The sequence below is a fragment of the Actinosynnema sp. NPDC023658 genome (assembly GCF_040639995.1).
GTDB lineage: Bacteria > Actinomycetota > Actinomycetes > Mycobacteriales > Pseudonocardiaceae > Actinosynnema.
This window is the reverse complement of sequence record NZ_JBFAAX010000340.1, coordinates 1-6,262: the sequence shown is the minus strand read 5'-3', so window position 1 is coordinate 6,262 and position 6,262 is coordinate 1. Positions and strand designations below refer to the sequence as shown.

General features: G+C 74.9%; 2 protein-coding genes and 1 pseudogene. 2 read left to right on the top strand and 1 reads right to left on the bottom strand.

The annotated features are described in order from the left end of the window. Positions 1 to 3,988 (bottom strand): DEAD/DEAH box helicase (locus tag AB0G02_RS25830; protein WP_360798266.1); only part of this gene is annotated, 3,988 nt, incomplete at its 3' end. A 73-nt stretch (positions 3,989 to 4,061) separates the two neighbouring features. Here AB0G02_RS25830 and AB0G02_RS25825 point away from each other — a divergent pair. Further along, positions 4,062 to 5,960 carry an Hsp70 family protein gene (locus AB0G02_RS25825; protein ID WP_360798264.1) on the top strand — a complete coding sequence of 633 codons (1,899 nt, stop codon included), beginning with the start codon at positions 4,062 to 4,064 and terminating at the stop codon, positions 5,958 to 5,960. A 52-nt stretch (positions 5,961 to 6,012) separates the two neighbouring features. Continuing rightward, positions 6,013 to 6,262: pseudogene (locus AB0G02_RS25820) on the top strand (MFS transporter); the annotation flags it as partial.

Below are 6,262 nucleotides of genomic sequence, written 5' to 3'. Positions count from 1 at the left end.
CGGCCCGCCGCGGCTTGTGCGCCGTGCCGCCGCCCGCCACCAACGCCCGCAGCGGCGCCAACGTGTCGTTGGTGACCACGCCCGCCCACACCAGGTCCCACAGCGCGCCGACGACCTCGCCGTCCGTCGTCGGGCCCTGCAACGACACCCGGTCGACCACCTGCCGGAAGAACAGCGCCCCACCGCCCAAGGCCTCGATCACGGCGGTGTGCAGCGACGAGTCCGGCATGGCCTCCGGCACCAGGTCCGGCAGCAGCAGGTCGGCCACGTCGGTCGGCGCCAGCGCGATCCACCCGTCACCGCCCGCCAGCGAACCGCAACCGGTCCACGTCACCTCGCCGGACGCGGTCAGCTCGTCCAGCAGCGCGGGGCTGTAGCCGGGCAGCCGCGCGGGCAGCACCAGCGACTCCACCGCGCTCGCGGGCAGCGGCGCACCGGCCAGCTGCTCGACCACCGAGTACACGTCGTCCACCGTCGGCGCGGACCGCAGCCGCCGACCCACCCCGTGCCAGCCCGGCAGGAACCGGCCCAGCGCGGCGGGCTCCACCGGCTCGACCTCGGCCCGCAGCCGCGCCAGCGACGCCCGCCGCAACCGCCGCAGCACCTCCGCGTCGCAGTACTCGGTGTGCGTCCCACCGGGGCGGAGCTCGCCGCGCACCAACCGCCCGGTGGCGGCCATCCGCTCCAGCACCCCCGTGACCACGGCCACGCCCAGCCCGAACCGCTCCGCCGCCTCCATCGCCGGGAACGGGCCGTGCGTGCGCGCGTACCGCGACAGCAGGTCGCCCAGCGGGTCGGCCACCGGCTCGGTGAACACCTCAGGCACGCCCACCGGCAGCGCCACGCCCAACGCGTCGCGGACCCGGCCCGCGTCCTCGATCGCGAGCACCCGGTCCTCGCCCGCGATGCGCACCCGGATCGCCCGCCGCTGCGCCACCAGGTCGTCGAGCCATTCCGGCCGCACGCCCCGGGCCAGCGCCTCGGCCTCCGACAGGTCACCGAGGAACCGCAGCAGGTCCGCCGCACCCTCCGCGTCACGGGCGTGCCGGTCCGGCGCCAGGCGTTGCAGGTTGCGCTCGACCTCCTCGACCACCTCCGGGTCGAGCAGCTCCCGGATCGCCTCGGAGCCCAGCAGCTCGGCCAGCAGCGCCGAGTCCAGCGACAACGCCGCCGCCCGCCGCTCGGCCAGCGGCGCGTCCGCCTCGTACAGGAACATCCCGACGTACCCGAACAGCAGGCTGCGCGCGAACGGCGACGGCGACGGCGTCTCCACCTCCACCACGCGCACCCGCCGCGCCCGGATGTCGGTCATCAGCTCGCGCAGGCCGGGCACGTCGTAGACGTCCTGGAGGACCTCGCGCATCGCCTCCAGCACGACCGGGAAGCTCTCGTACTTCGCCGCCACCGACAGCAGCTGCGCCGCCCGCTGCCGCTGCTGCCACAGCGGCGTGCGCCGGCGCGGGTCACGCCTGGGCAGCAGCAGCGACCGCGCCGCGCACTCCCGGAACCGGGCCGCGAACACCGCCGACCCGCCCACCTCGGCCACCACGACCTGCTCGACCTCCTCCGGGTCGAGCAGCACGTCGTCCGCGCCCGCCACCACCTGCGCGCCGTCCAGGTCGACCGCGTCCGGCAGCCGGATCACGATGCCGTCGTCGGAGTGCGCCGCCTGCACCTCGATGCCGCGCCGCTCCCGCAGCCGGGCCGCGATCGCCAACGCCCACGGCGCGTTGACCTGCGCCCCGAACGGCGAGTGCACCACCAACCGCCAGTCGCCCAGCTCGTCGCGGAACCGCTCGACGAGCACGACCCGGTCGTTGGGCACGTGCCTGGTCGCCTCCCGCTGCTCGCCCAGGTAGGCCAGCAGGTTCGACGTGGCCCACGCGTCCAGCCCGGCCGCCGCCGTCCGCTCCGCGGCCTGCCCGTCGTCCATGGTGGACACCTCGCGCAGGAACTTCCCCAGCGCCCGACCCAGCTCCAGCGGACGACCCGGCGCGTCGCCCTTCCAGAACGGCATCCGCGCGGGCTGACCCGGCGCGGGCACCACGATCACCCGGTCGTGGGTGATGTCCTCGACCCGCCACGACGACGTGCCCAGCAGGAACGTGTCGCCCACCCGCGACTCGTAGACCATCTCCTCGTCCAGCTCACCGACCCGGGAGCCGGGACCGCGCTCGGACGGCGGGGTCATCACCGCGAACAGGCCGCGGTCGGGGATCGTGCCGCCGGAGGTCACCGCCAGCCGCTGCGAACCGGGCCTGCCGCGCAGCTCGCCGCCGATCCGGTCCCAGGTGATCCGGGGCCGCAGCTCACCGAACTCCTCGCTCGGGTACCGGCCCGCGAGCATGTCGAGCACCGCCTGCAACGCCGACTCCGGCAGCGCGGCGAACGGCGCGGCCCGCCGCACCAGCCCGGCCAGCGCCTCGACCGTCCACGTCTCCATCGCCACCATGGCCACGACGTGCTGCGCGAGCACGTCCAGCGGGTTGCGCGGGTACCGCACGGCCTCGATCGCGCCGTCCCGCATCCGCTCGGCCACCACCGCGCACGACACCAGGTCGCCCCGGAACTTCGGGAACATCACCCCGCGCGACACGGCGCCCACCTGGTGCCCGGCGCGGCCGACGCGCTGCAACCCGGACGCCACCGTGGGCGGGGCCTCCACCTGCACCACCAGGTCGACCGCGCCCATGTCGATGCCCAGCTCCAGCGACGACGTCGCCACCACGCACGGCAGCCGGCCGGACTTCAGCTCCTCCTCGACCACCACCCGCTGCTCGCGCGACATGGAGCCGTGGTGCGCGCGGGCGATCGTGGCGGTGCGCTGGGTGGTGACGCCGGACTGGCCGGGCGCCTCGGCCGCGAACCGCCCGCCGGGAAAGTCCTCGTCGGGGGACTTCCCGCGGGAAAAGCCCTCCTCGGGGGATCGCCTGCCGGAAAAGCCCTCGTCGGCGAGCCTCCCGACCGGAAAACCGTCGTCGGCCGACCGCGCGGCCGGGGGCCCGTCGTCCGGGAACCCCTCCGCCGGGAGCTCCCCGGCGGGGACCCGCTCCAGCTCCGCGGCCTCCTCGGCCAGCTCGTTGAGCCGCGCGGTGAGCCGTTCGGCCAACCTGCGGGAGTTGGCGAACACGATGGTCGACCGGTGCTGCCGGACCAGCTCCATGATCCGCTGCTCCACCGACGGCCAGATCGACGCCCGCTGCTCCGCGCCCGCCGCCGAACCGGACACCTCGCCGGTCGGCTGGCCGAGCACCGACATGTCCTCGACCGGCACCTCGACCCGCACCTCGATCGTCTTCGCCGCCTTCGGCTGCACGACCCGCACCGGCCGCCCGCCGGCGAGGAACGTGCTCACCTCCTCGACCGGCCGGACCGTCGCGGACAGCCCGATGCGCTGGGCGGGCCGCTCCAGCAGCGCGTCCAGCCGCTCCAGGGACAGCGCGAGGTGGGCGCCGCGCTTGGCGCCCGCCACCGCGTGCACCTCGTCGACGATCACCGTCTCCACCCCGCGCAGCGACTCCCGCGCCGCCGACGTGAGGATCAGGAACAACGACTCCGGTGTGGTGACCAGCACGTCCGGCGGTGTCCGGGCGAACGCCCGCCGCGCGTCCGCGGGCGTGTCGCCGGTGCGCATGCCGACCGTGATGTCCGGCTCCGGCAGCGACAGCCGGTGCGAGGCCTGCCGGATGCCCGCCAGAGGGGCCCGCAGGTTGCGCTCCACGTCCACCGCCAGCGCCTTCAGCGGCGACACGTACAGCACCCGGCACCGCCGCTTCGGCTCGGCGGGCTTCGGCGCGGACGCCAGCCGGTCCAGCGCCCACAGGAACGCCGCCAGCGTCTTGCCGGACCCCGTGGGCGCGATGACCAGCGCGTGCTCGCCCTCGGCCGCCGCCTCCCACGCTCCGGCCTGCGCGGCGGTGGGCGCGGCGAAGGCCCCGGCGAACCACTGCCGGGTCGCGGGGGAGAAGCGGTCCAGGACGTCCACCACACCATCCTGAACCAGCGGTCCGACAATTTCCGGCTGTGGCACGATCACCCCGTTCACATCAAAGGGGTGGATCGTGCGCGTCCTGTCCGTCGACCTGGGCACTTCCAACACCGTCGCGGTGCTCGCCGCGCACGGCAGGCCGCCCCGGGTCGTGGAGGTGGACGGCTCGGCCACCATGCCGTCGGCCGTCTACTGCGAGGAGGACGGCACGCTGGTCGTCGGCCGTGACGCCGAGCGCCGCGCCCGCCTCGACCCGGCCCGCTTCGAGCCCAACCCCAAGCGCCGCGTCGACGATGGCGTGCTGCTGCTGGGTGACAACGTGGTGCCCGTCACCGACGCGCTGGCCGCCGTGCTGCGCCGCGTCCTGGAGGAGACCACCCGCCAGCTGGGCGGCGAGCCGCTGGACGAGGTCCGCCTCACCCACCCCGCGCAGTGGGGCGCGACGCGCCGCAACGTGCTGCTGTCCGCGGCCCGCCTCGCGGGCGTGGCCGCCGAGATCGTGCTCGTCCCCGAACCGGTCGCCGCCGCCTCCCACTACGCCTCGCTGTCCGTGGGCCAGGCGCTCGCGGTGTACGACCTGGGCGCGGGCACGTTCGACGTGGCCATCGTCGGCGCCACCCAGAGCGGCTTCACCGTGCTGGCCGAGGACGGCCTGCAGGACCTGGGCGGCCTGGACATCGACCAGGCGCTGCTGGAGCACGTCGGCAGGCAGGTGTCGCACCGCGACCCGGCGGCCTGGCAGCGGCTGCTGCGCCCGGAGTCCACGGCCGACCGCCGGGCCCGCCGCACGCTGCAGGAGGACGTGCGGGCGGCCAAGGAGTCGCTGTCGCGGCACGCGCACACCGAGGTGCCGATGCCGGAGCCGTTCGAGGACGTGCTGGTCAACCGCTCGGACCTGGAGGCGCTGGTCCGGCCGAGCCTGATGCGCAGCGTGGAGCTGCTGGAGTCCACGATCCGCTCCACCGGCATGGCGCCCAACCAGCTCGCGGGCATCTACCTGGTCGGCGGCGCCAGCCGGGTGCCGCTGGTCGCGGCCATGATCGCCGAGCAGGTGAGGATCGTGCCGACGAGCCTGGACCAGCCGGAGACCGCGGTCGCCCTGGGCGCGCACCACGTGCCCAAGAACGGCGTCACGCCGCGGTCCCAGGACCTGACCAGGCCCAAGGAGCCGGACACGGTCGTCACCAAGCCGGTGACCCCGACCGCCTCCGGCCCGTACCAGCCCAACCCGGCGGTCAGCGGCCCGTACCAGGTCAACCCGGGCACCAGCGGCGCGTACCAGGTGAACCCGCACGGCAGCGGCGCCTACCAGGTCAACCCGAGCGCCAGCGGGCCGTACCAGGTCTACCCGCAGACCGGGCCGCAGCAGTTCAACTTCCCGACCGTCAGCCCGCACGCGCAGCCCGAGCCGGAGCGCAAGCCCAAGCGGACCCTCCTGATCGCCGCGGGCGCGGCCGTGGTGCTCGTGCTGGCCGTGCTCGGCGGGATCTTCGCGTTGAACGGCACGGACGTGCCCGACGCGCAGGAGTGCAAGAACGACACCCAGCTGGACGACAAGGGCTTCACCCGGTGCCTGCGCCTGCTCGCGGGCACCATCCCGGACACCAGCACCTGCAAGGCGGGCGGCACGCCCGGCGTGGGCGGCGTCAACGGCATCAAGGGCACCGTGGTCAGCTGCGCGGTGAAGGACGACTACTCGGTGCAGTACGTCCTCACCGAGACGGTCATCGGCGCGCAGCACGGCGCCGAGGCCGTCGTGCGGTCGCTCAAGACGGACATGGTCGAGGCCCAGTGGGCGGGCAACGGCCTCACCGGCAAGTACCGGGCCGCCGCCGACGGCGGGCTGGGGCTGCTCGTGTTCACCGCGGACGACCTGCCGCTGCTCGGCATCGTGACCAGGAGCGGCGGCGAGGAGCTGACCGCGGACCAGGTCGCGGACTTCTTCGAGAGTGCGGTCCAGCCGGGCACCTGAAACCCGGACGGTGGCTGGTAGGGGTGGTCTCCCCCTGGCAGGGTCAAAGATCATGACCGTGGTCCACGTCGTGCAGCGCAGGGTCTTGCGGGTGTTGGCGGTGAGCCAGGTCCTCGGCGCGGCCGGCGTCACCATCGGCCTGGCGGTGAGCACGCTCATCGCGTCCGTCCTCGCGGACTCCGACGCGGTGGGCGGGATGGCGCAGACCGCCGCGGTGCTCGGCGCGGCGCTGTTCGCCCTGCCCGCGGCCCGGCTGGCGGCCCGCAGCGGACGCCGCCCGGCGCTGGTCCTCGGCTACGGCG